This window comes from Gulosibacter sediminis, from assembly GCF_030011715.1.
In the GTDB taxonomy this organism is placed as follows: Bacteria; Actinomycetota; Actinomycetes; order Actinomycetales; family Microbacteriaceae; genus Gulosibacter; species Gulosibacter sediminis.
Genome location: NZ_JASCYH010000017.1, coordinates 15,044 through 40,782, shown reverse-complemented (window position 1 = coordinate 40,782; position 25,739 = coordinate 15,044). Strand labels below are relative to the sequence as shown.

Genomic DNA, 25,739 nt, shown 5'->3' with positions numbered 1-25,739 from the left:
AGCGGGTGAGCGCCTAGAACTCGAACCCTTCGGGGAACGGGTCACTCGGGTCGAGCAGGTACTGGCCGATGCCGGTCACCCAGGCGCGGCCGGTGATCGTCGGGATCACGGCGTCGTACTCGCCGACCTTGGTCTCAGCGATGAGACGACCCGTGAACTTGCTGCCGATGAACGACTCGTTGATGAAGTCGGTGTCGAGCGGCAGCTCGCCGCGGCTGTAGAGCTCGGCCATGCGGGCCGAGGTGCCGGTGCCGCAGGGCGAGCGGTCGAACCAGCCGGGGTAGATCGCCATGGCGTGGCGCGAGTACTCGGCTGTCGAGCCGGGTGCGATGAACTCGACGTGGTGCACGTGGTCGAGACCCTCGATCGTCGGGTGCTTCGGCGGCTGCGTCGCGTTGATCGCGTCCATGATCTTCAGGCCGGCCTGCAGAATCTGCTGCTGGTTCTTTCGATCAAACTCGATGCCGACGTCGTTGAGGTCGACCATCGCGTAGAAGTTCCCGCCGAACGCGAGCGAGTACGGCACCGTGCCGAGCCCCCGCACCTCGACCTGCGCATCCAGCCGCTCGGTGTAGCTCGGCACGTTTTCGATCGTGACCGAGTCGGCGTGGCCGTCGGACACCGCGACGCGCGCGATGACGAGGCCGGCGGGGGTGTCGAGGCGGATGGTGGTGACGGGCTCGACGACCTCGACCATGCCGGTCTCGACGAGCACCGTCGCGGTACCGATCGTCCCGTGTCCGCACATCGGCAATAGGCCCGAGACCTCGATGTAGAGCACGCCAAAGTCGCAGTCCTCACGGGTCGGCGGCATGACGATCGACCCACTCATGGCGCCGTGGCCGCGCGGCTCGGTCATGAGCAGCCGGCGCAGGTGGTCGAGGTGTTCTTGGAAGTAGAGGCGCTTGTCGTTCATCGTCTCGCCGGGGATCGGCGCAAATCCGCCCGTGACGACGCGCGTCGGCATGCCCTCGGTGTGCGAGTCAACGGCAGAGAACAGGAGTTTCGAACGCATCAGCTATCGCTTTCTTCGGTGCTGTTGATGGGTGCCGCGGCGCCAGCGGTGGCGAGGTCGGCGAGGCGGATGGGCGCGACGATCGGGCGCCGGTCGGTGCGTGCGCCGTCGCCGACGGCATCGCCGGTCGCCTCCACGAGCAGCGCCTCGACGTTGCGACCGCAAATGCGCCCCTGACAGATGCCGAGGCCGGCCCGCGTCGTGAGCTTCGTCGATCGGATGCCCGCCGAACCCGTCACCGCGACGGCGTCGCGGAAGCTCTTCACGCTCGTCTCTTCGCAGCGGCAGAGCGTCGTGTCATCACTGAGCCAGGAAGTCCATCCGGGTCGGATGCCGTGGGCGGCCTCGAGGCGGCCGGCGAAATGGGTGAAGGTGGCGCGCTGTCGCACCGCGCGACGCAGTTCGGGGTCGACGACGTCGCCGCCGGCTGCGCAGTGGCCCGCAATCTGCCCCTCGTAGAGGGCCGCGTCGCTGCCGCCGATCGAGGTGATCTCACCCGCGGCGTAGACGCCGTCGACGCTCGAGCGCTGAGTGTCATCGACGCGCACGAACTTCTGCGGCGAGATGTCGCAGCCGGCGGCGATCGCGAGCTCGATGCGCGGCGTGAAGCCGTGGCTCACGCAGACCGCGTCGGCCTCGTAGCGCCGCTCTGTACCCATGATCGGGCGCCAACTACGGTCGACCTTCGCAACGGTGACGGCCTCAACGCGGTCGGTGCCATGCGCCTCGATGACGGCGCGGCCCGTCTTGTACGGCACACGGTGGCGCACGTGCGCGCCGACGTACTCGAGCAGTTCGCCCGCCTTGTGGGATGCGCCAGCGAGCTTCCAGGGGCGGTCGGCAACCCAGCCGCCCAGGTTGCGGAGCGGGTTCGCCTCGAAGACGCCGACAACCTTCGCGTTCGCCGACACGAGCGAGGTCATCACTGGCAACAGGAACGGCCCGGCACCGGCGATGACGACCTTCTGCCCGAGGGCGATGCGCTCACTCTTCGCGAACGCCTGCGCGGCGCCCGCAGTGAAAACCCCGGGGAGCGTCCAGCCGGGGAACGGCAGCGTGCGGTCGTGCGCGCCGGTCGCGAGCACGAGCGCATCCAGCTCCAACTGGAAGGTCTCTCGGTTGCCGGAGTCAACCGTGCCGCGGGCGATGTTCAACACAATGTGGCCGGTCGGGTCGCGCTCGAGCGACCAGACCTGTGCGTTCGTCAGCACCTTGCAGCTCGCCGAACCGAGCACGGTCTCGCGCAGCCGCGCGTAGGTCGCCCAATTGTGGTGCAGCCGCGCCTCCTTCGCGCCGGCGCGCTCCTGGGGCAGGTGCCGCCAGAACTGCCCGCCGAGTTCGTCGCCCGACTCGAGCAGGGTGACCCGAGCATCCGCCGAGATCGCGGCCGCGGCCGCGGCAAGACCCGCCGGCCCGCCACCGACAACCACCACGTGCCGATTGCGTGAGTGTTCCACCGCCATCAGTGCTTCACCTCCGGAAGTTCGTCGTGCTGCGGGCAGACGACGTCGCCATCCCGCACCCGGCGCTGGCACGCGCGCACGTCGCGCTCGTCGTTCACCGTGACGATGCAGTCGAAGCAGACGCCGATGCCGCAGAAGAGGCCACGGGGTCGGCCGTTGACGCTGGTCGTGCGCCACGAATCGATGCCGTTGGCGAGCAGCAGCCCGGCCACGGTCTGGCCCGCCTCGCCCTCGAGTGGCTTGCCGTCAAACGTCGCCGTAAGTCGCGCCGACACACGGCGCTCGATCGGATCGTCTTCGGCGCGGATGAGCCGAGCGGTCATGCGGCCTCCTTGAGGTAGCTGGCGAGCGAGGGGCGGCGCAGATCGAAGGGCGCAGTCTCGATCGGACCGAACGAGCTGCGCGGGGTGCCACCGAGGATGCGCGCGGCGAGGATCTCGGCGGTGACGACCGAGAGGCCGATGCCGGCGCCCTCGTGACCCGAGGCGACGAAGAGTCCCAGCACGCGCGGGTCGTCGCTCGCGACGGGCAGGTGGTCTGGCATGTAGGGGCGGAAGCCGCCGTAGCTGCGCATGATGCTCGCCTCGGCGAGGAACGGAAACACCCGCAGGGCCTTCTGCGCCATCTCGCTCAGCACGCGGGCCCGCATCGACTCGTCGAAGCCGACTTGCTCGCGGCTTGAGCCAATGAGCACGGTGCCGGCTTGCGATGATTCGATCACCGCGGCCGTCTGCAGCGCCGCGTCGGCTGACTGCGTCGCGCCGAAGTAGTCGCCGTCGTAGACCTTGTGAAACACACGGTGCGGCATGCGCGAGGTGACGAGCACGTTGCCGCGACGCGGCGCGATCGGCACGGGCGCGCCGAGCCGCTGCGAGAGTTGCCCGGTCCACGGTCCCGCGGCCACGACGACCGACTTTGCGGCGATCTTGCCGGAGCTCGTCTCGACGCCCGCGACCGCGCCCGCGGCGTCGCGAACGAGCCCCGTCACCTCGGTGCGCGCGAATACCTGCGCGCCGTGCTTCTTCGCGACCGCGAGCAAGCCCTCGGTCGCGATGGTCGGCTGGATCTGCGCATCTTCGGGGTAGTACACCGCGGCGGTGCACTCCGGGTTGAGCCACGGCTCGCGCTCGAGCGCCTCGTCGATCGTGAGCACGCGCGCGTCGATGCCCGCCGCACGCTGCTCCCCCGCGAACTCGAGCAGCGGCTGCGCGCCCGACTCGGTCGTCGTCACGACGATGCCGCCCTTCGGCTCGAACTCGAGCGATGGCATGCCCGGACCGAGTTCATCCTCGATCTCGCGCGCAAGCGTCGGCCACATCGCGAGCGAGTGCCGGGCGAGGTCGAGTTCCGGACCCGGCCCCTTGTCTGAGACGAGTAGGTTGCCCTCGCAGTGGCTGCTCGTGCCGGATGCGGGGAGCGAGCGATCGAGCACGGCGACGGATGCGCCGCGGGTCGCGAGTGTGTGGGCGCAGGCAGCGCCGACAATGCCTGCGCCAATGACGACGACGTCAAAAGCCATATTCGCTCCCTGATGTCACTTCTGTGTGAGTAATATGTCACACATTAAAGCGTGGGATACACGCTTCGCAAGCAGCCCCACCGAGCAGAGGGCTACTTGGTTTCGTCGCGCCCAGCCCAGATACCGACCGTGTGGCCGACGTGACGGCGCATGATCTCTTCGGCGAGGTCCATGTCGTGCGCGACCAGGGCATCCACGAGCTCGTGATGCTCAGCGGCCGAGGCATCGAGGTGTCCCGATTCAGCCATGCGCTGCAGGTTCGACAGTCGCGCGCGCGTGCGCAGGTCGTCGACGAGCTGTGTCAGCATCGCATTGCCAAGCATCGACGTCAGCCGCGAATGAAACTCGACGTCGGCCTCGAGGTAGAGCTTGAGGTCGACATCCTTCGCACCCTGGGTAATGCGGTCGGCGAGCTCGCGCATCTCAGCCTCGCGCGCGAGGTCAAACTTCGGCGCGAGGTCGCGCATGCTCGGCGGCTCGAGCAATAGGCGAATCTTCGCGAGCGACTCGAGCTCCGCATCCGACACTTCAGTAACGCGGAAACCTTTGTTGCGCACCGGCTCGACGAGCCCGCGATGCGCAAGATCGAGTAGCGCCTCGCGCACGGGCGTCGCCGAGACCTCGAATTTTACCGCCAGCGTGGGCACCGTGAGCAACTCCCCCGGCGCCAGTTGGCCAGAGACGATCGCGGCCGACAGCGCTCGCTCGACCTGCGCGCGCAGACTCGGGCGGCTCGCAACATCGGCAGCCATAGAAAAGGCCATGCGATCACGCTCCTTCAGGTTGTCCACGCGGCTGCCCAATGGTACCGCGTGACACGGCACCGCCCACTTCGAGCAATTTCGAACGTAAAGAAATTCACGGGAAACCCTCGACAACTCGACAGCCACTTGTAATATGTCACATATTAATCAGCAAGCCGCATGCTCATCCAGTGGCATGACGGCTCCGACTCCAGGCACACCACGACGACGTGAAGGAACCAAATGGACGGGCTATCAGGATTCATGGAGTCGCTCACGGGCGTACTCCAGACCATCGGCAATATCGGCTGGGAGTGGCTTGCATATCTTGCGCTCGCGCTCGGCCTGCTATTCACCATCGTTTTCAAGTTCACACAGGTCCGCCGCTTCCCCGACATGATCCGCCTCATCACGAGCGGCGGAAACAAGGACGAGGACGGCGGCGTCTCCTCTTTCCAGGCACTCTCGCTCACTCTCTCGAGCCGCGTCGGCGTCGGCGCGATCGCGGGCGTCGCGACCGCCATCGCGGCCGGCGGCCCCGGCGCCATCTTCTGGATGGCTGTGACCGGCCTGCTCGGCGCGGCCAGCTCCTACGCTGAGTCGGCCCTCGCCCAGGTGTACAAGCGTCGCATTGACGGCGAGCACCGAGGCGGCATTCCGTATTACATCTACCACGGCCTCAAGCTGCGCTGGCTCGCGGTCGTCGCGGCCCTCGTCGCGTTCCTCGCCTATGGCTTCCTCGTGCCGGGCATCCAGTCGAACAACATCTCGTCGAGCGTTGAGTACGCCTTTGGCGTCGAACCCTGGATCACCGCGACGATCGTGACCGTGCTGCTCGGCCTCGTGATCATCGGCGGCACGAAGCGGATCGTCAACGTCGCACAGCTCATCGTGCCGTTCATGGCAGCCGGCTACATCATCGTCGCGCTCGTCGTCATCTTCTGGAACTTCCAGGCAATCCCCGAGACCGTCGGCGTGATCCTCTCGAGCGCATTCGGCGCGCACGAAGTGTTCGGCGGCATCCTCGGCTTCGCAATCACTTGGGGCATCCGCCGCGCGATCTTCACCTCGGTCGCGGGCGTCGGTGAGGGCACATATGGCGCGGCCGCCGCCAAGGTCAGCCACCCCGGCAAGCAGGGCCTCGTACAGGCCTTCTCGATCTACGTCGACGTGTTGTTCGTTTGCATGGCCACTGGCCTGCTCATCGTCGCGACCGACTCGTTCAACGTCATCACCCCCGCCGGTGAGCTGATCCACCAGGGCAGCATCCCGGCCGACCTCGTGACCGGCGGCGCGAATGCGCAGGCCGCGATTGACACCGTCTTCCCCGGCTTCGGTTCGGCATTCGTCGCCGTCGCAATCTTCCTGTTCGCCTTCACGAGCCAGGTCGCGTTCTACTACATCGCCTCGTCGAACCTCATCTTCCTCACGAAGGAGAAGGTGAACAACGCTGCCCTGTGGGTACTCAAGATCGGTTCGCTCGTCATCTCGTTCGTCGGCGGCGTGATCTCCGCCGACATGATGTGGGCCGCGGGCGACATCGGCTACGTCGTGCTCGGCTTCATCAACATGGCGAGCATCGTCCTGCTGCTGCCCGTCGTGCGGAAGGTTTACCGCGACTACGAACGACAGCGCAGGGCGGGCAAGGATCCGGTCTTCCACCCCGAGGACCACGGCATCACCGGCGCCGACTTCTGGCTGGCCCCGAGCGCCACGACCCCCATCCCGACCGAAGAGCGTCGTCACCTCGAACGAGAGACCGATAACTCCTAACTCCAAGACCCCTCCCCGCCTACGCACCACCACGAGGAGACCTCATGTCCACGCAACAACCTGACAGTTCAACCGATACCGCGGCCAAAAAGGGAATCGGCAAGGTCATGGCCGCCTCGGCGATCGGACACTTTGTCGAGTGGTTCGACTTCGCGGTGTACGCCTACGCCGCGCCGGTCATCGCGAGCCTGTTCTTTCCCGAGTTCGACCCGGCTTCGGCGCTACTGTCGACGTTCGCGGTGTACTCGGTCGGGTTCATCGCCCGCCCCGTCGGCGCGTTCCTCATCGGTGCGCTCGGAGACCGCTTCGGGCGAAAGCGCGTCCTCGCGATAGTCATCCTGCTCATGGGTGTGAGCACGACGTTGATCGGTCTACTGCCGACCTACGCCGTGATCGGCGTGTTCGCGCCGATCCTGCTGATTGTGTTGCGGATGCTGCAGGGGCTTTCCGCCGCGGGCGAGACGATCGGTTCGAATTCGTTCGTGGCGGAGCACTCGCCCATCGCGACTCGCGGTCGCAACGTTGGTTTCGTCTACACGGCGTCGAACCTGCCACCGGTGCTCGCGGCCCTGCTCGTGCTGTGGCTCACCGCGATCATGGCGCCCGAGGCGTACCACGAGTGGGGATGGCGCATACCCTTCCTGCTCGGCGCACCGCTCGCCGTCGTCGGCCTCTACATCCGCACCCGCGTCGACGAGTCGCCCGCGTATGTCGAGATGCGCAAGTCGAAAGCGGTCGAATCGGCACCAATTCGCACCGTGTTCGCGACGCACTGGCGCTCGATGCTCGTGGTGTTTGCCATGTCGGCCGTGGCGAGCCTCGGGTACTACTCGCTCACGGGCTACTTCTACTCCTACATGACCGTAACGATCGGGCTCTCCTCCGACGATGCACTCATCTCGAACAGCATCGCGTTGCTGATCACGTTCGTCATGGTGCCGGTCTCGGCCGCGATCTCCGACCGGATCGGGCGCCGCAAGATGCTCCTCATCGCGATTGCGTTTAGCGCGATCGTGTCGCTGCCGGCCTACTTCCTCGTCGGCACCGGCACGCTCTGGGCAGCGATCGTCGCGCAGGGCCTCCTCGGCCTCGCGCTGGGCCTCGTATTCGGGCCCGCGGGCCCCGCCTACGTCGAGATGTTCCCGGCACGGGTGCGCTACACCGGCGCGTCGATCAGCTACAACCTTGCGTTCACGATCTTCGGCGGCACTGCCCCGCTGCTCGCGACCGCGCTGATCTCGATGACCGGCTCGAACGTCTCGCCCGCCTGGTACATCGTGGCAGTCTCAGTGCTCGCACTTGTGGTGCTGTTCGCCATGATGCCCGAGACGAAGGACCGCTCGATGCAGCACAGTGCCGACGAAGATGAGTTCGTGATGGCTCGGCCCTAGGCCCCCACGCAAGAAAATGGGCGCCGCGATTCGTCGCGGCGCCCATTTTCTTGCGTGTTGCTTACTCAGCCAACTCGGACTGCTGGCCGCGGTAGACGATGCCCGCGAGCACGAGGTCCTCCCACGACATTCCAACGCCGGTGTAGAGCGCCGGCTTGCCGGCCGTGCGCGTGAACTCCCCCCGCACCGCATCCCGGATGTTGCTCGGCTGCAGCTGCTCCCACTCGTCGAGGCTGCGCGCCGGAATGATGTTGCCGCCCTCGCGGAACATGCCGGTGCGGCTCTCGAGCATGACGTCAGACCGCCGCACGAGCTCGGCGTCGACCTCGCGGGCATCGAGCCCATGCTGCCCCACCGAGGCGACGAGCGCTCCCCCGCGCACAAGGCTGCCGTCGAACACCGGAGTGCTCGACGACGTCACCGTGATAATGACGTCCGCAGCGCGCACCGCGGCGTCGACGTCACCGCTCGCATCGGCTACATCGATGCCTTCGGTGGCGAGAGTGTCGATCGCGGTCTGGATACGCTCGGGTCGACGGCCGACGACCTGGAATCGGGCGTCGGGCCACGCCCATTTCGCGGCACGGATGTGGTTGATGCCCTGGATGCCGACCCCGAACACGAGCACCGTGGGCGCCGCGGGCAATTCGTCACCCGCGGGCGCGGCGGCCGCAAGTGCGCGCAGCCCGCTGAGCGTGACCGCTGGCGTGCGTACGGCCGTCACCTCGATGCCGTCCATGACGCACAGGGGCGCGGAGGTGTCGGCGTCGTAGAGCAGATAAAGGCCCTGAATCTTCTCGAGCCCGCGTGCCGGGTTGTCGGGCGACACCGTCAGCACCTTCACGCCCATCACCTCGGGGGCGATCGCGGGCATGATCAAGAACTCGCCGTTGGGCGTGAGAGCAAAGATGCGGGGCCCATCCGCCTCCGGGTCAACGCCGCCGCGAAGGGCGGCTTCGACACCCTCGATCGCGACGTCCCAGGGAAGCGCTTCGCGCACATCCGGCCCCGAGACATAGGGAATGCTGCTCATCGTGAAATCTCTCCTTCGGTTGTTCTGACTGACTGCATCACACACCCCGCCGAACGACAAAACGGAACCCGCCAACCGAGGCGGTTGACGGGCTCCGAAAGGTCAAGCGGCAGGGCTTACTTGTACCCCTTGGCAAGCACGGCCTCGGTGTCGGCGATGATCTTCGCGCGCACCTCGTCGGCGAGCGGCAGGCGCGGCGGACGGCTGGGTCCGCCGTAGCGGCCCACAACATCCATCGACAGCTTGATCGACTCGACGAACTCGGTCTTCGTGTCCCAGCGCAGCAGCGGGTGGAGGTCGACGTACATCTCGCGGGCCTTCGCCCAATTCTCGGGCTTACCCGAGGTCGCGAGGCGGTAGAGCTCAACGGTGCTCTGCGGGATCGCGTTCGGGTAACCGGCAACCCAGCCGACGGCGCCGGCAATGCCAACCTCGAGCACCGAGTCGTCGGTGCCGATGAGGATGTCCATCTCGGGCGCGAGCTCCTTGATCTCGTACGAGCGGCGCGCGTCACCAGTGAACTCCTTGATGCCGACGATGAAGCCAGCTTCGTGGAGGCGAGCCACGAGGGCCGGCTTGAGGTCGACCTTCGTGTCCTGCGGGTTGTTGTAGGCGACGACCGGCAGGCCAGCCTTGGCGACCTCTTCGTAGTGCGCGAAGACCTGCTCGTCGTTGGCGCGGTACGTGTTCGGGGGCAGCTGCATCACGGCCTGGGCGCCGGCCTCAGCGGCCTGCTCGGCCCAGCGGCGGCTCTCCATGGAGCCGTAGGCACCGGTGCCGGCCATGACGACGAATCCCTCGGGAGCGGCGTCGACGGCAACCTCGACGACCTTTGCGCGCTCTTCCGCGGTGAGGTTCTGGTATTCACCGAGCGAGCCGTTCGGCGCGATGCCATCGCAACCGCTCTCGGCGAGGAACTGGACGTGCTCGGCAAACTTGTCGTAGTTCACCGAAAGGTCCTCGTTGAGGGGCAGCGCCGAAGCGACGAGCACTCCGTGCCATGGCTTCTTGTTCTCAGACATGTGGGTTCCTTTCCGAGCTGTCAAGGTGCGTGGCGACCGTCGCTCAGTAATATATTACCTGACGCTTTGAATAATATGTTACTAATCCGCTTTCCGCTACCTACAGCCAGAAATTGCAGAAAATGCCCGATCAACGGAGCAGGAGGGTGTGACCTCCTGGCCACACCCTCCTGCCTCAGTGTCGGTTCGACTACGCGAAGAGCAGGCTCGTGAGCCGCTGGCGAGCGCGCACGACGCGAGGCTCGTCAGCCCCGACGACGTCGAAGAGCTCGATGAGCCGTTCCCGCACGCGCGTCTTGTCATCGGCGTCGACCTTGGTGAACAGGCCGAGCAGCCGGTTGAACGCGTCGTCGACGTGCCCGCCCGAGAGGTCGAGGTCGGCGACGTCGAACTGCGCGTCGATGTCGCTCGGGTTCTCGGCCGCGGCCGATCGGATCTGTTCGAGTGTCTTGCCCTGCAATCGCTCGAGCAGGCTCACCTGCGCGAGGCCTATCTTGGCGTCGTCGTCGGCGGGAGAGTCCGCGAGCGCGCGCTCGTACGCCGCCTTCGCGGTGGCGATGTCTCCGCGCTCGAGCGCATCCTTCGCCTCCTGGTGCAGCGGGTGCAGCGGCGGCTCGGCTGGCGCAGCCTCTTCGGCGGCGTCCTCCCCCTCACCGGTGAGCTCGACGTAGCCCGTGAGTCCCTGCTGCGCGGCGACCGCGAGGACCTCGCTGATCACCTGCACGAGCTGGTCCTTCGGCGGGTTTCCCGCGAACAACGGCGCGGGGCGGCCACCGAGCAGCGCAAGCACCTGCGCCTGGTTGCCGAGCGTCGGATGCGCGTCGAGGTCGAGCCGCAGCAAGACTATGCGGCCTTCCGCCGACCGCACGATTTCCGCGAGCACCGGCGAGAGCGCCTGCGAGTCGGGTGACGATGCCGAGTGCATCTCGACGAGCACCGGCATGCGCTGCGATAGCGCCGCAAACTGCTCGAGGTCGGCCTCGCCACCGTTCACGACCGCGTCCGGCAGCGAGAGCAGCGCCTCGCCCGCGGGCGGGCCGGCCTGCTGCTGCGGTTGCGCGGCGCCCGGTGCCTGGCCGAGGCCAGACAGATCAACGGCACCCTGCAGCGAAATCTCGGGCTGGGGTTGCGACGAGGCGGCGTTCGGCTGGGTCATTTACATCCTCCTACTCACTGAGCTCGCTGGCGCTGGTCATCGCCTGCGAGACTCCAAGGAACTGCACCTCGCCACCGGTCTCGGCTGAAGGCACGTAGAACAGCAGCTGATCGGTGTAGGTGCGAGTAAAACCGTACTCGGTTGTCTCGATACCCGACAACGCGGCAGTCGCACCCGACACGGTGATGCGTGCGCGGTCGTTCGCGGCGCTGACCGTCTCGATCTCGTTGATCGACACGGCGATGATCGCGCCGTCGTCGAGGCTCACCATGCCGAGAGGCGCGGTGTCGGTGCCCTCGTACTTGAACTCAACGTCGGTCGCCTCGGGGTCGAGTGCCTCGGTCTGCGCGTCGCGGTACTCCTGGTTCACCTGCGAGCGCAGGGTGTCGTTGTCGGCCGAGAACAGCGACGCGTACTGCGAGTCGCTGCCGTTGGCGATCACGTCGGCGTACGCGCCCGCCAGGTCGCTTGGGGCAATGACGAGGTCGCCCGGCAGATCGCGGATGCTCGCCGAGCCGATGCTCGTCGGGGCAGACTCGGGCAGGCTCACATTGGGCGCGAGCTGCGTCAGTGACGCGACCTTGAAGTTGTCACGAGCGGTGTCCTGGACGAGCATGACACCGAACGGCGCCTCCGAGGCGTCAGCGTTCGCGTTGACGACCACGAATGTCGTGCGCGGGAACTCGTCGGTCGACTCCGGCACGGCGTACACGACATCTCCGGTCGGGAACGCTGCCGGACTGGGCAGTTCGCTGTCAGCCTTCTTCGCCTTGTAGAGGGCAATGCGCTCGGCGAGGGCGTCGCCCTCGAACCGAGGCTCGAGCACCGATGCGTCGAGCTCGCCGTCGGCCTGGTTCGCGAGGTCTGCCGCCTCCGTCACAACGTTCTGAATCTGCTCCATGTTGAGTGCGGGCGGGTGTGCCCCCTCGTCGAGCAGGGCCGCGTCGACCGTCGACGTCGCGGTGCCAGTGGGCTGCAGCTCGGCGTTCGTCCACTCAGCGGGCCAGTACTGCGGCGCGCAACCGGCGAGGGTCAAGCCGACCACCATCGCGACGGGCGCAATGAGGAATGACCGCCGCGGCGCGCTCGAACGGTTGCGACCGCGCGGGCGGCGCCACTTCGAATCGTCGTCGGATGCGGGCGCCGCTGGCACTTCCGGCGCGGGCGCCGATTCGGGCTCCGGCTCGGGCTCGGGCTCAACCACCGGCTCCGACGCATCGCCGAGTTCGGCGGCGGTCCAAGTATCCGAAGATGCCTCGCTCGGCGGCGCGAACGCCGAGTTCGGCGCGTCGGCCAGCTCGGGCTCAACCGGCTCGACGGGTTCCGCAGTGTCCTCGACAACGGGGACTTCTTCGGTCGACGCTGCTACATCGGACGGCTCGTCGAAGGCTGTCGCTTCGACGGGGGGCTCTTCAACAGCCTCCACGACCGGCTCCGACGCAACCGGCTCCGTCACGACGGGCTCAGGCGATACCGGCACCGGCGCGGTCGCGGGCTCGACAGGGAACTCGATCGGCGCATCCTCGTCGACGACGAGCTCACCGCCGGCCGCGACGTTGTCGGCGCGAAGCTGCGCAGCTTCGGCAACCTCGTCGTCCCAGGGCACGACCGACCATTCACCATTCGCATCCGCGCCGGCGGCCGCGACCGCTGCCGAACGACCACGCTTGCGCGTCGCCGACGCGAGCTGACGCTTGACGCGGCGGCGGTGCGCGAGTGCCCACCACAGCAGTGCGAGTGCCAGCACAAACAGCACGGCGCCAATCACAAGCAGCGGACCCGACATCGGGGCGTAGCCACCGAGGGGCCAGGTCACCGAAACTGTCGAGGGCGCAGGATTGTCGCCGTCAGAGGTAATCAGCATCGAGTAGCCGGGCGCGACGACCGTGCTGAGCTGCACCGAGCCCTCGCCCTCGTGCTCCTCGTACCAAAGGTCGTTGCCGATGGGATTCGGCACCGTTTCCTCGGTGCCCGACTCGGTGAACTTCAAGCCGATGTGTTCGCGCGAGTGAGTCGAATCTTCGTCGAGCGTCACCTCGTCGTGCCGCGCGTCACCAACCCAGGCCTCGATGTCGCTCGTGCGACCGATGATCACGTTGATCGCGCCATCGCCCTCGATCCGGATGTCCTGCAGGCCGGCTCGTGACGAAAAGACGTCGTCGTTGATGACGATGACGGGAGCACCGCTGTCGGTGGTGCCGTCGGCAGTCACGGTCGTCGCCTGCGCGGCGCCAACGAATTGAATTCCTCCGACGACAAGCGCGACCACGCTCGCCACGAAGGCTACGGCCGCAAGGATGAAGCGCACGGAGAGGCTCCTCGGTTCTCGGATACACGGATAACGTTCGTTGCCCACTGCTTATCGGCAGCGTAGGTGCGCGGGCGGCATGGAGAGGGCACGCCACGCGCGAACTACCAGCAATCAGCAAACGGACAAGCGTCCAGCCTAGCGCATTCACCAATTTGTGACCCTATTGTTACCAGGCTTCGTTCAGGGCGAACGCTCGCGACGCGCATGAACTCGCACGAATCTGCAGAGCTCTCAACCGCGCCGCTCTAGACTTTCATCACGTCCTGCTTGCTGGTTCGGGCCAGCACCCACTACTCCTTGGAGGATCACGCACGTGGAATCGTTCAACTTCACCACTGCAATGCGCGGCTACCAGCGCGAAGAGGTGGACCAAGCGCTGAACGACCTCCAGCAGCAGCTTTCGCAGGCGCAGGCCGCGTACGAGCGTGCCCAGCAGCGCACCACCGAGCTCGAGCAGCGCCTGAAGAAGACCGAAGCCGACCTCGCTGAAGCCGAGGCACCGAGTTACGCCGGGCTCGGCACCAAGCTCGCGGGGACGCTATCGACCGCCGAAGAGCAGGCAATGCGCATCGTTTCGGATGCGCAGCGCGAGTCGGAGAAGCTCGTGTCGGACGCCCGCAAGAACGCCGCGCGCATCCACGAAGACGCAAACGACTACGCCGAGCGCGTCACCCGCGAGGCCGACCAGTCGGCGCAGCGGGTCGCACAAGAGGCGCAGTCGTCGGCCGACCAGCTCGTCGAGAATGCCAAGCAGGAGGCCGAGCTCACGCGAATCAACCAGGAGCGCGAGATCGACTCCGTGAAGGACCAGGTCACGAGCGAGCTGCGTGAGCGTCGACACGCGGTCGACCGCGAGATCGAGGCGAACCGCGCCGACGTCGCGCAGGAGCTCGCGACGAAGCGCCAGCGTCAAGAGACCGAGCTGGCGGATGCGCTCGCCAAGTTCACCGAGCAGCAGCGCGAGTTCGAGGCGCACCGCTCGGCGACCGAGCAGGACCTCGAGGAGCGCCGTGAGGCTTTCGAGCGCGAGATGGTTGAGCGCCGCGGCGCGCTCGAGAACGAACTTTCGAAGCAGCGCGCCGAGCAGGAGAACGAGCTCGGTGAGGCCCGGGCGAAGTTCGCACGCGAAACGACGGCCGAGCGCGAGTCGCTCTCGGCTGAGGTTGCGCGTCAGCGCGCCGAACTCGCCGACTCGATTGAGGCGACGAAGTCGGCCCACCAGCGTGAGCTGGCGACGGCGCGCGAGAACCACATCCGCGAGCTCGAGCAGACCCGCGCCGAGGCCGAGGTGGCCGCGGCCGAGCTCGCCGGCACCCAGCGACGCGAACTCGAGGCCGAGCGCCTGCGCATCACTACCGAACTTGCTGAACTGCGCGAAACCACCATGCGCGAGCTGGCCGAGGCCCGCAGCACGCAGGAGGTCGAGCTCACGACCAAGCGCAACGAGTTCGAGCAGCAGCTCGTCGTCGCCGGCCGCAACGCCGAAGCCGCGGCGAAGCGCATGATCGACGAGGCCACTGAGCAGCTCGCCGACCTCAACCAGCGCAGCGAGCAGGTGCGGCGCGAGGCCGGCAAGATCACGGCGGATGCACGCAAGCGCGCCCAAGAGACCGTGCAGGCCGCCGAGCGCCAGGCCGCCAACCTGCTCGAGAACTCGAACAAGCAGGCCCGCGAGCGCGCTCGCGAGCTCGAGACCCGCACGCTCGCCGAGCAGCAGGCCGCTGAGCAGCGCCTCACGGCCGTGCGCGATGAGCGCGACCAGATCGAGGCCTACCTTGAGCAGATGCGCGAGCTCGTCGGCCGCATGCCGCTCATGTCGTCGAAGAACCAGGAGCCGCAGGCACCCGCGCAGGGCAACACCCAGAAGCAGGGCACTGGCACTAAGCAGAACTCTGCGCCGAAGCCCGGCGCCCCGCGCTCGCAGAACGGCTAACGACGATGCGCATCGAGAATCCGTTCAAGATCGGTTTCCTCGCCACCCTCGGTGCGCTCATTGCGCTCACGCTCGGCGGCATGGTCGAGTCGCTGTCGACGGTGCTCACGTACATCGCGACGGCGCTCTTCCTCGCCCTCGGCTTTGACCCGGCGATCTCGTGGCTCGAGCGTCGCCGCTGGCCCCGCTGGGCCGCGGTGCTTGTGCTGATCGTCGGAGTCATCGTCGTCGCCGCGCTCGTGGTCTGGGCGATCGTGCCCTCGATCACGGCGCAGGTCAACGAGATTTCGACCCGGTACGGCGCGATCATCGGCGACATCGTCAACTCGAACGCCGTCGAGTGGCTCACCGTCACTTTCCCGGCGCTCGACGTGCAGGCGATGGTGGCGCAGGCCGCGTCGTGGCTGCAGGGCAACCTCGGCGCCATCACCGGTGGCGTCTTTCAGGTCGGTGTCGGCATCGTGAACGGCCTGTTTGCCACCATGATGGTGACGATCCTCACGATTTACTTCGTAGCGAGCCTCCCGAGCATCAAGCGGGCCTTCTACCAGCTCAGCCCGGCATCGTCGCGGCCGCGCGTCGCGGAGCTCTCAGAGCGCATCACGGGCTCGGTGGGTGCGTATGTGCTCGGCATGGTCACACTCGCGCTCGTCAATGGCGTGCTGACGTTCATCTTCTTGTCGATCGTCGGCGCCGCCATGCCAATGGTGTTCGCGGTCATCGCGTTCATCGGGTCGATGATCCCGATGATCGGTACGATCTCGGCCTCGGCGATCATCGTGCTCGCGCAGCTCCTGTTGCTCGAACCCGGCTCCCCCGTCTGGTGGATTGCCGCGATCTACTACGTCGTCTACATGCAGGTCGAGGCGTACATCCTTACCCCGCGCGTCATGTCACGCGCAGTGCAGGTCCCCGGCGCCATCGTCGTCATCGCCGCCCTCACCGGTGGCACACTCCTCGGCCTGCTCGGGGCACTCGTCGCGATCCCCGTCGCGGCCAGCTTGATGATCATCATCAAAGAGGTGCTCATCCCCCGCCAGAACGAGCGCTAGTCCCGCCCGCGGCAGTGCCGCGACGAGGCTAGTGCTAGGCGATGCGCCAGCAGTGGCTGTGCCAGTGACGGCGGTCCGCGATGGCGGCATCGTCACCCATGATGTTGTCGGCGCGGAACACGACCACGTGTGCCTGGCCAATGGGGATCTCGAGGTTGCAGCCGGGACAGGTATACACCTTGAGCGCTCGCTCGGCACTCACCTGTTGCACCGTGTACTCACGACCGCGCCGCACCTCGGTGCGGCGAAGGCCGCCCCGGATGCGGTCGAGGTCGAGCGGGACGAACTCCCGGTCACGCCGGGAGTTGCGGCGCCCCATGTCGGCTTAGTACCAGTTGACGGACTGCGAGTGGCCCCACGCGGCGCACGGCGTGCCGTAGACATCCGAGATGTAGCTCAGGCCCCAGGCGATCTGCGTGCTCGGGTTAGTGGCCCAGTCGGAACCGGCGGTCGACATCTTGCTCCCCGGCAGGGCCTGCGGGATGCCGTAGGCACCCGATGCGTTTGCTGCAGTCGGGTTCCAGTTGGATTCCTTGGTCCACAAGCTGTCGAGGCATGCGAACTGGTCGGAGCCCCAGCCGTACTGCGACGAGGCCATCGATGCCGCGGTCTCTTTAATGGAGCCGGCGGACGGCGCGACGTAGTCCGCGCTTGCGCCCGAGGTGTCGGTCGACGTCGAGTCGTTCGTCGTGGTGTCTTCGGTCGTGGTGTCGGTGGTCGTCGTGTCTTCTTCGACGACCTCGGGCTCTGGCTCGGGCTCGAGTTCGACGGTGACGTCGCTTCGGCCCGAGGTGATCGACGTCGAGGTACCGGCGTCGTCGCCCTTGTCGGTGGAGTCGCCGGAAGTCGGCTGCTCCGAAACATAGCTCTGGGGGTTCGCCTTCGTGATGTCGGCCAGCGAAGGCTGGTACGACACAGCGGCCTGCGTGGCAGCGGGCGCCGCGAGGAACGGCTGCGCGATACCCACTGCGGCGACTGCGGCCAGCGCGCATCCTGCGACCACCGAGGTGACCTTGCGGTTGCGACGCGACGAGCGAACTGCCCACGGCACGGCGGCTCGGGTTGACCCCGATCGCGTGATTTCCGTCATCTGCTGCTCTCCATTCGTAACTGGCACCCGTCTACGATAACGGATTGGTTACGAAGAGACAACGGAATGGTATAGCGCGTTCAGCTTGCGGTCAGAAATCGTTAGCGAATCGCGAGCATGACATCGACCACGGCGTCGATGAGCAGGTCGACCTGACCCTCTTCGTAGCCGCGACGCTTCGACGTGAACGCGACGCCACGGGCCTCGCGCAGCGTCATCGACGCCTTGCCACGAAGAAAGTCGTCGACGCGATTGCAGAACGACTCCACTTCATCCACCGAGTAGCCCCGCTGCAGCAGCGAGACGCGGCGGAAGCGGTCACCCGAGGGGCGCTCGAGTCGCTTCAGCACCGCGCGTGCGGCGTCCTTGATCTCGGCCATGTACTCGTCACGGCCGCGGTGCGCGATGCGCTCCTCGTGCTCGCGCACGGCCACGGCGTCTTCGAGCCGCTCGAGCGCGGCATCGACGTGGGGTGCGGAGTACCCGCGCTTGCGCATGGTGAATGCGGTGTGGCGGATGCTCTTGGCCGTCAGGCGCTTGCCCTCAGAGCCATTGTCAAAGTTCTCGTACCGCTCACGGGCGACGCGCAGAGCCCGGTCGACCTCTTCAGGGTCATAACCGTACTCCCCTCGCGGGGCTCGGGGGAAAGGCGCCTCAGTCTTCATCATTGCTATTTTGCCTCAGCCGAGCCGCTGCGCAAACTCCATTAGCGGAGTTGACCAGAAATAGAGTGCAAACGCCATGGCTCCAGAGGGGATCATCGAGTCAACCCGGTCGAAAAACCCGCCATGTCCGGGGAGCCAGTTCGACATGTCCTTCACGCCGAGGTCGCGCTTGATCATCGATTCGGTGAGGTCGCCACAGACACCGGTCACGGTAAGCGTGACGCCCATGATGATGCCAAACCACCACGGCAGACCGAGCAGCAGCACGCAGGCCGCGATGGCGACGAGCGTGCCGAGCACAACACCGCCCGCGATGCCCTCCCAGGTCTTGCCCGGGCTGATGCGCGGCGCGAGCTTCGTGCGTCCCCACTGCAGGCCGGCTGCATAGGCGCCCGTGTCGACCGCGACCACGACCGCGATGAACGAGAGCACCCAGAACTCGCCGAGCGGCTGCGAGAGCAGCATCACGGTGAACGACGAGAGGAACGTCACGTAGAAGTGCACGAAGGCGGTCGATGACGCATCGATGGCGAGTTGCCGCTTCGAGGTCACGATGTGACCGCGCTGCAGGCGGTGGATGCCCGCTTCGACGAGCCGCCAGCCGACGACGAACATGACGCCGGCGAGGAACGCGACCCAGAACACCGAGGGCGGGAAGAAGTAGGCAATCGGCACGGTCGCGAGCGCGACGATGGCCGAGGGCACGCGCGGCACGCGACGACCCACGCGCCGCATGGCGATCGTGAGTTCCATGACGACGAGCACGGCGATGGCCATGCCGAGCGGGATGAACAGCCGCTTGTCGATGAGTAGCGAGAGCAGCACGGCCCCGATGAGTACAACGGCGATGCCGATCGCGCTGAGCAGGTTTCGACCCGATCGTTCGTTGACCTGATCGTTGATGCGCCGCACCTGGCGACGGATGCGTGCCGCCTCGATTTCCAGGGAGCGCGACGCGGGCGGGGTAGCGCCTTGTTGCGCGTCCCGCCCGTCCTCGTGCTCGCTGGAGGTAGTAGGCACTAGACCTCGAGCAGGTCGGCTTCCTTGTTCTTGAATGCCTCGTCGACGCGGTCGACGTACGCCTTCGTGATCTTGTCGAGTTCCTTCTCGGCGCGGCCAACCTCATCCTCACCGAACTCGCTCTCGAGCGCGGAAAGGTCGGTCATGCCCTTGCGGCGGATGTTGCGCACGGCGACGCGCGCTTCCTCGGCCTTGTCGCGAGCAATCTTCACGTATTCCTGGCGGCGCTCCTTCGTGAGCTCCGGCATGGTGACACGGATGATCTGACCCTCGTTCGAGGGGGTCACACCGAGGTGCTGGGCAGCAACGATTGCCTTCTCGATGTCCTTCAGCGCGCCCTTGTCGTAGGGCGTAATGAGGAGCATGCGGGCTTCGGGCTGCTGGAGCGAAGCGAGCTGGCCGAGCGGGGTGGGGGTGCCGTAGTAGTCGACCAGGAGCTTGGTGAACAGCGCCGGGTTTGCGCGCCCGGTTCGGATGTTCCCGAACTCCTCATGGGCGTGCTCGAGCGCCTTTTCCATCTTCTCTTTGGTGTCGTCGAGGACGTCGGAGATCACAGGGGTTCCTTTCGGTGCGTATCAGCCCCATCCTACGCAGGGCTGAGATGCGGGCGGATGCCGCTAGCTGCGGAAGCTATTGGAGACGAGCGTGCCGATGTCGTCGCCGAGGATGGCACGCTCGATGTTGCCGTCGGGGCTCATGCCGAACACGCGCATGTCCATGCCGTTGTCCATGCAGAGGCTGAACGCGGTCGAGTCGACCACGCGCAGGCCGCGGCGGAGCGCATCCTGGTAGGAGATGCCGTGAATCATCTCTGCGGTTTCGTCGCGGTTCGGGTCGGCCGTGTAGACGCCGTCGACGCCGTTCTTTGCCACGAGGAGTACGTCGGCGTGCACCTCGAGGGCGCGCTGGGCAGCAACGGTGTCGGTCGAGAAATAGGGCAGGCCGGCTCCCGCGCCGAACACGACGACACGGCCCTTCTCCATGTGGCGCTCGGCGCGCAACGGAATATAGGGCTCGGCGACCTGGCGCATCTCGATGGCTGACTGCACGCGGGCGCTCGCGCCGGCCTGCTCGAGGAAGTCCTGCAGCGCGAGGGCGTTCATCACGGTGCCGAGCATGCCCATGTAGTCGGCGCGCGAGCGGTCCATGCCCGCGTTGGCGAGCTGAGCACCGCGGAAGAAATTGCCGCCACCAACAACGACGGCGATCTGGACCTTCTCGGCAGCGCGGGCGATCTCGTTCGAGATGCTCGTGAGTACCTCGGAGTCAACCCCGAGCTTGCCGCCTCCGAAGGCCTCTCCGGAGAGTTTGAGTAGAACGCGGCGAGGCTTGCTGACAGACGAGGTCATCTGGCTCCTTTGGGAGGCGAGGTCGATACGGGTCGAGGATCCACACTAGTGCGCCGAGGGCGGCCCATGCTGTGCATGGGCCGCCCTCGGCGTGAGTTGCGCGTATGCGCGGCGAGACTACTCGGCGTCGTCGCTTGCTTCGACGCCGGCGCCCACCTTGAGGCGCGCGAAGTCGACGATCGTCAGACCGGCCTGCTCGGCGATCTGCTTGACCGAGTGCTTCGGGTCGCGCGCGTACTCCTGCTCGTTGAGCACGATCTGCTTGAAGAACGCACCGAGGCGGCCTTCAACGATCTTCGGCAGCGCGGCCTCGGGCTTGCCCTCGGCGCGAGTGATGTCCTCGACGACCTTGCGCTCCTTGTCGATGTCCTCCTGGGGGACGTCCTCGCGGTTGAGGTACGACGGGTTCGCGAACGCAATGTGCTGCGCGATACCGTGCGCGGTTTCCTCGTCGCCACCGGCGTAACCGACGACAACGCCAACCTGCGGCGGGAGGTCCTTCGACGTGAGGTGCATGTAGATGTCGAACTGCTCGCCCTTGACGAGGCGAACGTTGCGCAGCTCGAACTTCTCACCGATTACCGCGGCAACAGCGTCGATGCGCTCTGCCACGGTCTCGCCGTCGGCGTCAGCCTTGAGAGCTTCCTCGGCGTTGGTCGCACCAGCGGCAGCGGCCGCGTTGAGCACGACGTCGGCGAGCGCGATGAACTTCTCGCCCTTGGCGACGAAGTCGGTCTCGCAGTTGAGCTCAACGATGGTTGCGGTGCCGTTGCCGTTCGCCTTGGCGGCGACGAGGCCCTCGGCAGCCGAACGGTCAGCGCGCTTCGCGTTGCCCTTCGCGCCCTTGAGGCGGAGCAACTCGACGGCCTTCTCGAGGTCGCCGTTGGCTTCCTCGAGGGCCTTCTTGGTGTCGATGAGTCCGGTGCCGAGCTGCTCGCGCAGCGCCTTCACGTCAGCGATGGTGAAGTTTGCCATTGACTGAGTCTCCTCTTGGTTACTTGGTCTCGTCGGCGGTGGTAGCCGCAGCTTCTTCAGTCTGCGCGGCGTCGGTTGCCGGCTCCTGAACAGCCTCAGCGGCGGGGGCGGCGGCCTCTTCAGTCTTGGCCTCGCCCTGCTTAAGCAGCTCGAGCTCCCACTCAGCCAGCGGCTCAGCGGTCTCGCCAGCGCCCTCGGCGGGCTTCTGGTGGCGGGTCATGAGACCCTCAGCGGCAGCGTCAGCAACGATGCGGGTGAGGAGGCCGACCGAACGGATCGCGTCGTCGTTGCCCGGAATCGGGTAGTCAACGTCGTCGGGGTCGCAGTTGGTGTCGAGGATCGCGACAACCGGGATGCCGAGCTTCTTCGCCTCGTCGATGGCGAGGTGCTCCTTGTTGGTGTCAACCACCCAGAGCGCCGAAGGCGTCCGCGACATGTTGCGGATACCACCGAGGGTCTTCTCCAGCTTGTCGCGCTCGCGACGCTGGATGAGGAGCTCCTTCTTGGTGTACCCGGTTGAGGTGTCCTCGAAGTCGACGAGGTCGAGCTCCTTGAGGCGGTTGAGGCGCTTCTGCACGGTCTGGAAGTTGGTGAGAAGGCCACCGAGCCAGCGCTGGTTGACGTAGGGCTGGTTCACGCGGAGCGCCTGCTCTGCGATAACTTCCTGCGCCTGCTTCTTGGTGCCGACGAAGAGCACCGAGCCGCCGTGCGACACGGTCTCCTTGACGAAGTCGTAGGCCTTGTCGATGAAGGCGAGCGACTGCTGGAGGTCGAGGATGTAGATGCCCGAACGCTCGGTGAAGATGAAGCGCTTCATCTTCGGGTTCCAGCGGCGGGTCTGGTGACCGAAGTGGACACCTGCGTCAAGCAGCTGACGCATCGAGACGACTGCCATGGTCGTATCTCCTTGGGTAGGGCACACCGGAGGCGTGCGGTTTTGGTTACTACTGCCGCGTTGCGGCAATCCTGGTGTCCGGTCACAACTCCGCTCACCGATCAGGTGAGACCGTCGAAGTTGATCGCATAGTGGACACGCGAAGTCAGCCCGGTGACGGACTGCAATCGATAACTCTAGCGCGTTTTGCCCTTGCGCGGCACCCCGAGGCGCCTACCGCGCCGGCTGTGGATGAGCGGCTGTCCACCGGTCGTGCCCTTCGCCGGGCGGCGCGCGCGCAACCCGGCGACCCTGGGGCCATGATTTCACGACGCCGCGGGCCGCGTATCCTGGCCGCTCTTGCGCTGACCTGCCTGCTATTCTCTGCGCTGTCGGCAGCCCCGGCAAGCGCCAGCGCGGTCTCGTCGCTCGTTTCGCCGGCGCGTTCCGCCGAGACGGATGCGCCGGTCGAGTCGGATGCGCCGGGCGACGCGATCTGGTCGTGGCCGGTGCAGCCTCGGCCCGAGATCAGTCGGCTGTTCGACCTCGAGCACCGGTACAGCGCGGGCCACCGCGGCATCGACCTCGCGGTGCCCGCGGGCACCGCCGTCTACGCGCCCGATGACGGCACGGTGCACTTCGTCGGCTGGGTCGTTGACCGCCCGCTGCTCTCGATTCAGCACGCGAACGGGATTCGCTCAACGTTCGAGCCGGTCGATGCGGCCGTCGCCGAGGGCGACGCGGTCACGCGGGGGCAACTCATCGGCCACGTCGCCGACTCCCCCGCGCACGAACCGTCGGGCGGGCTGCATCTTGGCGCCCGGCTTGGCGACGACTACCTCGACCCGCTCGCGCTGCTCGGCGAGGTGCCGCGCGCGATCCTCCTGCCCATCTCGCCGTAACTCCAGCCGATCTTCACCTGACACGAAAGGCCGCTCATGCCCACTCCTCCGTCCCCGCCGCCCGGCAGCCTCGCGCGCCGCGTGCCCCCGCCCGAATTCCCGTCGCCCCGCCTCCGCTTGGGGCTCGCGCTCGTGCTGATCGCGGCGATCGTCGCACTGCTGATTCCCCTTGGCATGCGTGCCGCCTCCGCCGCCGAACTTGGCGCCGGGTATTCCAATTCGAACGGCACCTTCATCGGCGCGATGCGCTACGACGACGAAAATGCCTACTGCATCGAACTCAGCAAGCCCCGTCCAGTCGGCAAGCCCACGCGCCCGCTCGGACGCGACGAGCCTGTGCCAGCTGCGGTTTCGTCACTCTCGGCCACCGAGCGTGCCCAACTGCACTGGGCGGTCAGCAACTCCGGCACCTCGAGCGACCCGACCGTGACAACCGCAGTGGCGATGCTCGTGTGGTCGGTCGCCGACGACAGGCACTATCCCGGCGACCAGCACTACTACGCGAAGATGCCACAGGCCACCGCTGCCGCGGTCGCCGAACAGCTCGAGCAACTTCGCGCCGAGCTCGCGAAGGTGCAGGTCATCGAGCGCCCCACAGCGGTGCAGGTTACGGTCGTGCGCCTCGATGACGGTGTTCACGTGCAAGTGCCGAAAGTGGGCACGGGCGTGCACGTGACGCTGTCGCTCGAAGCCGCAAGTGTCGACGGCGCCTCGGTCGTCGCACTCGATGGCGGGCGATCGCACGACCTTCTCGTCAAGCACGACACCCGCAAACCCGAGGTAATCGCCGACGTGAGCACCGCGCCCGCCGCGGGCTACGCGACCTCCGAGTTGCGTGTGCTCGTCACCGAAGGCCGGCAGTTGCTGATTCAGGCGAGCCAGGCCGCGTGGCCGCAAGCGAGCGACCGCCTCGGCATTGGCGTGATTACGAACAAGACCGGGGTGCCCGAGACGACCTCGCCCGCCCCCGGCGGTTCGACGACGAAGCCCTCGCTCGTTGGCAAACCGAGCACGGAAGCCCCAACCCCAACCCCCACCGCCACGCCCACGCCTGCGCCGACCCCCACAGCGCCGGGCACACAGCCGCCCACGGCGACCCCAACCCCCACTCTGACTCCAGCTCCAACACCCACGAAGACGCCGGTGGCTCCCCCGGCGCCACCCGCGCCGGTCGAGACGCCAGCAACGCCGCCGACTGAAACTCCCACGGCGACGCCTACGGCAACACCAACACCGACAGCCACCCCGACGCCGATGCCGACGCCAAGCGACGCACCGACAGGCTCGCCCATGCCGTCACCGACCGAGGTTCACGATGACGCGACAACGCCAGCGCCCGCACCCGAAGACGACACACCGCGGCTCGCCGAGACCGGCACGAAGCCGGGAATCTGGTTCGGTGTGGCCGGTGCCGGGCTCGCGCTGATCGGGCTCGGTGGTTGGTTCATCGCCCGCGACCGGCAGCGGCGCGAGGCGACGAGCTGGTAGCAGCGTTCGACTGACCCAGGCGGGTGCATCCCCTGCGCTTAGGCGCGAGGGTGCGCCCGCTTATAGGTCTCGCGGAGTCGCTCGGCTGAGACGTGCGTGTAGATCTGCGTCGTGCCGAGATCGGCGTGGCCGAGGTACTCCTGCACCCCGCGCAAGTCAGCGCCGCCGTCGAGCAGATGGGTCGCCGCCGTATGCCGGAACGTGTGGGGCCCCGACGGCCCCTGGCCCGGGGCGAGCTGTAAGAGTTGGCGGCTCAGCTCGTACACGCTGCGCGAGTTGAGGCGGCCCCCGCGGGCACCGAGAAAGAGCGCATCACCCGATGACTCGACCGCGAGCGCAGCGCGTCCTCGGTCGAGCCAGGCGTCGATGGCCCGGGCCGCGGGTTGTCCGTAGGGAATGACTCGTTCGACGTTGCCCTTGCCGATGACCCGCACGAGGCTCGCCGACGGGGTGAGCGAGTCGAGATTGAGGGCGCAGAGTTCAGAGACACGCATCCCTGTCGCGTAGAGCAGTTCGACGATCGCGAGGTCGCGAAGCGCGCTCGGCTCGTCTGAGTCGGCCCGGTCACGCAGCGACGCGAAGATGTCGTCCATCTGTCCTTCGCTGACGAGACGCGGCAGCGAGCGGCCCACCTTCGGCGACTTCAGCCGGCGGGCCACGTCGTCGCCGCGGCCAGTCGAGTGACACCAAGCGGTGAACCGACGAGCGACGGATGCGCGGCGCGCAATCGTCGCGGCGGCGTGCCCCTGCTCATTCTCGCGCCAGAGCCAGTCGCGAAAGTCCTCGAGCGTGAGTTCGCTCGTGTCAACCGGCCCCGCGGCCTCGACGGAGTCAGCGAAGCGAGTGAGGTCGCCGTGCGCGGCCCGGCAGGTGTTTGGCGACCGGCCAAACTCGCGGTCAAGTGCGAGGACGTAGTCCTCGATCGCCTCCCGGAGTTCTGCCATGCCGCCATCGTAGTTGTGGCG

General features: G+C 66.8%; 24 protein-coding genes. 6 read left to right on the top strand and 18 right to left on the bottom strand.

The window, feature by feature from the left end; translation table 11 throughout:
- Window positions 1-13: 13 nt before the first annotated feature.
- The 5 genes from QM019_RS07440 to QM019_RS07420 all read right to left on the bottom strand — a co-directional run bounded on the left by QM019_RS07440 (window position 14) and on the right by QM019_RS07420 (window position 4,761).
- Complete coding sequence (locus QM019_RS07440) at window positions 14-1,015, bottom strand: proline racemase family protein (RefSeq protein ID WP_282852462.1); 1,002 nt, start codon at window positions 1,013-1,015, stop codon at window positions 14-16.
- The gene (locus QM019_RS07435; protein ID WP_282852461.1) at window positions 1,015-2,478 is read right to left on the bottom strand and encodes an FAD-dependent oxidoreductase; all 1,464 of its coding nucleotides are present in this window, start codon (window positions 2,476-2,478) and stop codon (window positions 1,015-1,017) included. Before QM019_RS07435 ends, QM019_RS07440 begins: the two co-directional genes overlap by 1 nt.
- Window positions 2,478-2,801: a (2Fe-2S)-binding protein gene (locus tag QM019_RS07430; protein ID WP_282852460.1), complete on the bottom strand. Its 324-nt coding sequence runs from the start codon at window positions 2,799-2,801 to the stop codon at window positions 2,478-2,480. The genes QM019_RS07435 and QM019_RS07430 overlap by 1 nt, the downstream gene beginning before the upstream one ends.
- The gene (locus QM019_RS07425; protein WP_282852458.1) at window positions 2,798-3,997 is read right to left on the bottom strand and encodes an NAD(P)/FAD-dependent oxidoreductase; all 1,200 of its coding nucleotides are present in this window, start codon (window positions 3,995-3,997) and stop codon (window positions 2,798-2,800) included. Before QM019_RS07425 ends, QM019_RS07430 begins: the two co-directional genes overlap by 4 nt.
- Before the next feature lie 92 nt (window positions 3,998-4,089).
- On the bottom strand, window positions 4,090-4,761 hold the full coding sequence (locus QM019_RS07420) for a GntR family transcriptional regulator (protein WP_282852457.1): 672 nt from the start codon (window positions 4,759-4,761) through the stop codon (window positions 4,090-4,092).
- A gap of 222 nt (window positions 4,762-4,983) precedes the next feature.
- Between QM019_RS07420 and QM019_RS07415 the strand changes: the two genes are divergently transcribed.
- Both QM019_RS07415 and QM019_RS07410 read left to right on the top strand, forming a co-directional pair.
- A complete protein-coding gene (locus tag QM019_RS07415) occupies window positions 4,984-6,513 on the top strand; it encodes an alanine/glycine:cation symporter family protein (protein WP_282852456.1) in 1,530 nt (509 codons plus the stop codon).
- A gap of 44 nt (window positions 6,514-6,557) precedes the next feature.
- Entirely contained in the window at window positions 6,558-7,904 is a 1,347-nt protein-coding gene (locus QM019_RS07410; protein ID WP_282825659.1) for an MFS transporter, read from the top strand.
- Window positions 7,905-7,965: 61 nt separating this feature from the next.
- Here QM019_RS07410 and QM019_RS07405 read toward each other — a convergent pair whose 3' ends face one another.
- From QM019_RS07405 to QM019_RS07390, 4 genes are all read right to left on the bottom strand, one after another.
- Window positions 7,966-8,937, bottom strand: coding sequence for an ornithine cyclodeaminase family protein (locus tag QM019_RS07405; RefSeq protein ID WP_282852455.1), 972 nt, complete (start codon window positions 8,935-8,937; stop codon window positions 7,966-7,968).
- Between the two features lie 116 nt (window positions 8,938-9,053).
- Complete coding sequence (locus QM019_RS07400; protein ID WP_282852454.1) at window positions 9,054-9,959, bottom strand: dihydrodipicolinate synthase family protein; 906 nt, start codon at window positions 9,957-9,959, stop codon at window positions 9,054-9,056.
- A gap of 190 nt (window positions 9,960-10,149) precedes the next feature.
- The gene (locus QM019_RS07395; protein ID WP_282852453.1) at window positions 10,150-11,115 is read right to left on the bottom strand and encodes a tetratricopeptide repeat protein; all 966 of its coding nucleotides are present in this window, start codon (window positions 11,113-11,115) and stop codon (window positions 10,150-10,152) included.
- Window positions 11,116-11,125: 10 nt separating this feature from the next.
- A complete protein-coding gene (locus QM019_RS07390) occupies window positions 11,126-13,423 on the bottom strand; it encodes a DUF8094 domain-containing protein (protein WP_282852452.1) in 2,298 nt (765 codons plus the stop codon).
- A gap of 316 nt (window positions 13,424-13,739) precedes the next feature.
- Here QM019_RS07390 and QM019_RS07385 point away from each other — a divergent pair, with 316 nt between their 5' ends.
- Window positions 13,740-15,359: a DivIVA domain-containing protein gene (locus tag QM019_RS07385; protein ID WP_282825668.1), complete on the top strand. Its 1,620-nt coding sequence runs from the start codon at window positions 13,740-13,742 to the stop codon at window positions 15,357-15,359.
- Between the two features lie 5 nt (window positions 15,360-15,364).
- Window positions 15,365-16,411, top strand: coding sequence for an AI-2E family transporter (locus QM019_RS07380; RefSeq protein WP_282825670.1), 1,047 nt, complete (start codon window positions 15,365-15,367; stop codon window positions 16,409-16,411).
- A gap of 34 nt (window positions 16,412-16,445) precedes the next feature.
- Here the strand turns inward: QM019_RS07380 and QM019_RS07375 are convergent, their stop codons facing one another.
- The 8 genes from QM019_RS07375 to rpsB all read right to left on the bottom strand — a co-directional run bounded on the left by QM019_RS07375 (window position 16,446) and on the right by rpsB (window position 22,405).
- Window positions 16,446-16,730, bottom strand: a complete 285-nt coding sequence (locus QM019_RS07375; protein ID WP_282825672.1) for a hypothetical protein — start codon at window positions 16,728-16,730, stop codon at window positions 16,446-16,448.
- 6 nt (window positions 16,731-16,736) lie between these two features.
- Window positions 16,737-17,501: an aggregation-promoting factor C-terminal-like domain-containing protein gene (locus tag QM019_RS07370; protein ID WP_282825674.1), complete on the bottom strand. Its 765-nt coding sequence runs from the start codon at window positions 17,499-17,501 to the stop codon at window positions 16,737-16,739.
- Between the two features lie 101 nt (window positions 17,502-17,602).
- On the bottom strand, window positions 17,603-18,169 hold the full coding sequence (locus QM019_RS07365) for a DivIVA domain-containing protein (RefSeq protein WP_125107912.1): 567 nt from the start codon (window positions 18,167-18,169) through the stop codon (window positions 17,603-17,605).
- Window positions 18,170-18,181: 12 nt separating this feature from the next.
- On the bottom strand, window positions 18,182-19,186 hold the full coding sequence (locus tag QM019_RS07360) for a phosphatidate cytidylyltransferase (RefSeq protein WP_282852451.1): 1,005 nt from the start codon (window positions 19,184-19,186) through the stop codon (window positions 18,182-18,184).
- On the bottom strand, window positions 19,186-19,740 hold the full coding sequence (gene frr / locus QM019_RS07355; protein ID WP_125107910.1) for a ribosome recycling factor: 555 nt from the start codon (window positions 19,738-19,740) through the stop codon (window positions 19,186-19,188). The genes QM019_RS07360 and frr overlap by 1 nt, the downstream gene beginning before the upstream one ends.
- A gap of 63 nt (window positions 19,741-19,803) precedes the next feature.
- Complete coding sequence (gene pyrH, locus QM019_RS07350; RefSeq protein WP_125107909.1) at window positions 19,804-20,535, bottom strand: UMP kinase; 732 nt, start codon at window positions 20,533-20,535, stop codon at window positions 19,804-19,806.
- Between the two features lie 117 nt (window positions 20,536-20,652).
- Window positions 20,653-21,510, bottom strand: a complete 858-nt coding sequence (tsf, locus tag QM019_RS07345) for a translation elongation factor Ts (RefSeq protein WP_282852450.1) — start codon at window positions 21,508-21,510, stop codon at window positions 20,653-20,655.
- Between the two features lie 19 nt (window positions 21,511-21,529).
- Window positions 21,530-22,405, bottom strand: coding sequence for a 30S ribosomal protein S2 (rpsB, locus tag QM019_RS07340; protein ID WP_125107907.1), 876 nt, complete (start codon window positions 22,403-22,405; stop codon window positions 21,530-21,532).
- A gap of 299 nt (window positions 22,406-22,704) precedes the next feature.
- Between rpsB and QM019_RS07335 the strand changes: the two genes are divergently transcribed.
- On the top strand, window positions 22,705-23,286 hold the full coding sequence (locus tag QM019_RS07335; protein WP_282825682.1) for a M23 family metallopeptidase: 582 nt from the start codon (window positions 22,705-22,707) through the stop codon (window positions 23,284-23,286).
- 36 nt (window positions 23,287-23,322) lie between these two features.
- The gene (locus tag QM019_RS07330) at window positions 23,323-24,774 is read left to right on the top strand and encodes an LPXTG cell wall anchor domain-containing protein (protein WP_282852449.1); all 1,452 of its coding nucleotides are present in this window, start codon (window positions 23,323-23,325) and stop codon (window positions 24,772-24,774) included.
- A gap of 38 nt (window positions 24,775-24,812) precedes the next feature.
- On the opposite strand, the gene QM019_RS07325 is transcribed toward QM019_RS07330, so the two are convergent.
- The gene (locus QM019_RS07325) at window positions 24,813-25,718 is read right to left on the bottom strand and encodes a tyrosine recombinase XerC (protein ID WP_125107904.1); all 906 of its coding nucleotides are present in this window, start codon (window positions 25,716-25,718) and stop codon (window positions 24,813-24,815) included.
- Window positions 25,719-25,739 lie beyond the last annotated feature (21 nt).